The organism is Hydrogenophaga sp. (assembly GCF_051007235.1).
Classification (GTDB): domain Bacteria; phylum Pseudomonadota; class Gammaproteobacteria; order Burkholderiales; family Burkholderiaceae_C; genus Hydrogenophaga.
Genome location: NZ_JBPCSJ010000072.1, coordinates 1 through 3,086 on the forward strand (window position 1 = coordinate 1; position 3,086 = coordinate 3,086).

Below are 3,086 nucleotides of genomic sequence, written 5' to 3' on the forward strand. Positions count from 1 at the left end.
GTCCTTAAACGGGCCAGGAGGTCGGCCTGGGCGTCGGCGCCGGGCTCGAAGTCCAGCGCAGGGTCGTCGCCGAAGACGGCGGGCAGGTCGGGGGTGACGAAGGCGGCCCAGCGTTCGGGGCCGGCGGCGAACGGGGGGCACCGCGGCGGCTCGGCGTTCGCCTGCGCGGTGGCGGGCCAGGCGCGCAGCCGGTCGGCGCGCACGTCGGGCAGGTAGCGGCGCTGCAGGCGGGCCAGCAGTTCGGCCGCTTCGGCGCGCGGCAGCGGGTCGGCCAGCGCGAACCACAGTTCAAAGGCGTCGGTGCCGTTGACCGCGATGGCCGCCTCGGGCCAGCCAAAGTCCGCCTGCACGCCACGCCACAGGGGCGCGAGCGCGGCCCAGTCGGCCGGGCTGTGCAGGGCCAGCACCAGGGCGCGCACCGGGGCGCCGTCGGCGGCGGGCAACCGCCCCTGGACATCGGCAGCAAAAAGGCGTTGGTGTTCGGCGTTCAGTCGGCTCATGGGCGCATGTTAGGGCCTGTTCACACTGTTTTTCCAAGATGCGTTGCGGAGCAAAAAGGCCATGCGCAAGGCGAGAAACGCAGCCGGGGTATGCCCCCGGCAAGGCTTCGCAACGCCGCGCATGGCCTTTTTGGCCGCAACCCGAAGGGAATGGGTTGAAAACAGCGCCACTCGTCGTAGCACTCCTAGGCCAGACACCCGGTCTGGCCGTCGACGCGCGCCTAGATTCGCGCTGTTTTCAACCTATTCGCACTTGGAAAAACAGTGTGAACAGGCCCTGGCCCGCGCACGCCGGGCCAACAGGGCACCGGCCATCGCCCGCACGGCCTGCCGGCGGTGCTGGCGCAGGGCGCGCGGGCTGTCGGTCCGCTGCGTCGGCACGACCATGGCGCTGGCCTGCCCGCGCGACGGCCGTGTGGCGCACCAGCGGCGGGTGCCAGCGCCCGCCAGGGCCAGCAGCGCCAGGGGCAGGCCGATCCACAGCAGCTCCTGCCGCAACCGGTCAGGCCCGAACAGCGGCACGCCCTGCAGGGGCACCGGGCGCCAGGGCAGGCAGTGGCGTGCGCCGTCCAGCGGCCAGAACCAGGCGTTGCAGATGCCGCGGTCGATCAGGCCGTCCAGCAGCGGGTGCGAGAACGTGCACAGCGCCAGGAAGGTGGCCGTGAGCCAGCGGCTGCGCACCGGGTGGCGCCCGGCCAGCAGCGCCCCGAGCGCGCCCACCAGCAGCGCGAAGCCGATGGAATGGGTGAAGCCGCGGTGGCCGTAGGTGCCGCTGTAGGCGTCGATGTGCAGCACGTAGAGCAGGAAATCGGCGTCGGGCAGCACGGCGCAGACCGCGCCGGCCAGGGTGAGGCGCCAGCCGATGCGCTGTGGCCCGATGGCCACGGCCAGCGCCAGGGCGGGTGCGAAGTGCAGGTAGGTGGCCATGGCGTGGTCGCTCAGCTGCGGGTGTCTTCAAAGCCACCGACCGCGGGCGCCGGCTCGCTGCCCATGACGCTGTACCAGTCGATCCGGCGGGTGGCGACCATGATGGCCGCGAGCACGCCGAACAGCAGCAGCGAGCCCATCATGAGCGCGTTGTCTTCCGACACCAGGATGCCGTAGAGCACACCGTAGAGCGCGACCAGCAGGCCGCTCATGCCCAGGCCCGGGCCCCAGCCACCCAGCACGTGGCGCAGGTAGTGGCCCAGCAGCGCGATGCAGCCGGCGCTGGCGATGCCGTAGGCGAGCGCGAAGTCCAGGTGCTCGGACAGCGAGAGCAGCAACAGGAAGAACAGCACCAGGGCGGCGCCGATCATGAGGTACTGCATGGGGTGGATGCGCCAGCGCTTGACCATCTCCAGCACGAAGAAGGCGGCGAAGGTGAGCACGACGAACATGCCGCCGTACTTGGTGGCGCGTTCGGTCAGACGGTAGACGTCGACCGGGTCGTCCAGCGCCACGGAAAACTGCTCGATGCCGGCGTTGTCCTTGCCCGCCTCCACGAACTGCGACTGCGCCCGGCTGGACAGCGAGGGCACGCGCCAGGTGGCTTCAAAGCCGCTGGCCGTGACGCTGCGGGTGCGCGGCAGGTGGTCGCCGCCGAAGCTGGGGTGCGGCCAGGGCGAGGCGAGCGTCACGCTGTTCTCGTCCGCCAGCGGCACCCAGGCGATGCGGCCGGTGCCGGCCAGGTCGAAGGCCAGCTCCACGTCGAGCACGGCGCCGGGCTGGAGCAGGGCCAGGTCGACCCGCGCGGCCAGCGGCAGCGGGCTGCTGCCCGGGGCCTGGCCCACCGGCAGCGCACGGCCGGCCAGGCGCAGCTGGGGCGCTGCCAGCAGGCCACGCGCGTCGCTCACGCCCATGAGCAGCAGGGGTTGGCCCAGCGTGATCTGGCCGCCACGGTTGCGGGGGGTGATCTCGTTCCACACGAAACGGCCGGTGCTGGCGTGCTGGCTGGTGTAGACGGTGACCGGGAAGATGCCGCGCCAGCGCGTTTCGGTGGCCAGGCGGCTGCGGGTGTCCAGCGCCCGGGGGAACTGGATGGACACGCGTTCTTCGGCCACCAGCTCTTCGCGCGTTTCGCCGGCCTTGCCCTCGGCCTTGACGGCGCGCAGGTAGGTCTCGGTGTAGGGCAGCCAGAGCACCGGGCCGATGAGGGTCTGTGGCCCGGCGTGGGCGCGGGCCACCTCTTGCGCGGCCTGTTCGCGGTGGGCGCTGCGCTCGGCGATGACGTCGCGCACGAGCGCCAGGGGAATGGCCAGCAGGGCCATGAGGCAAGCGATGAGCAGCAGCTTGCTCAGCAGGGGGTATTTGTTCAAGGTTCGCTCCGTGGTGGGGGGGACGGAACGATTCTGGAAAACGGGAGTGCGGCGCTCGCGCACCCTGTGTGAAGCGGGTGTGAAAGACCGGCACGGCCCGCCGGCGCTCATCCGATTCGGCGCCGGGCCGCCCCAAGCCGGATCAGCCCCCGTGGGGGGCAGCGACCCGCGCAGCGGTGGAGCGTGGGGGCTCGGCCTCCACCCCCCAGGGCGTGTACCGGACGAACAGCACCGAGCTGATGCCGTAGACCGCCATGCCCGCGGCCAGCAGGGCGAAGATGGTCCAGGT

3 protein-coding genes are annotated in these 3,086 nt (G+C 71.7%); all 3 read right to left on the reverse strand.

The features are described 5' to 3' along the window. Window positions 1–500 (reverse strand): hypothetical protein (locus ACR2JA_RS02455; protein ID WP_434007546.1); only part of this gene is annotated, 500 nt, incomplete at its 3' end. 243 nt (window positions 501–743) lie between these two features. Further along, a complete protein-coding gene (locus ACR2JA_RS02460) occupies window positions 744–1,427 on the reverse strand; it encodes a metal-dependent hydrolase (protein WP_434007547.1) in 684 nt (227 codons plus the stop codon). An 11-nt stretch (window positions 1,428–1,438) separates the two neighbouring features. Further along, window positions 1,439–2,797, reverse strand: coding sequence for a cell envelope integrity protein CreD (gene creD / locus ACR2JA_RS02465; RefSeq protein ID WP_434007548.1), 1,359 nt, complete (start codon window positions 2,795–2,797; stop codon window positions 1,439–1,441). Window positions 2,798–3,086 lie beyond the last annotated feature (289 nt).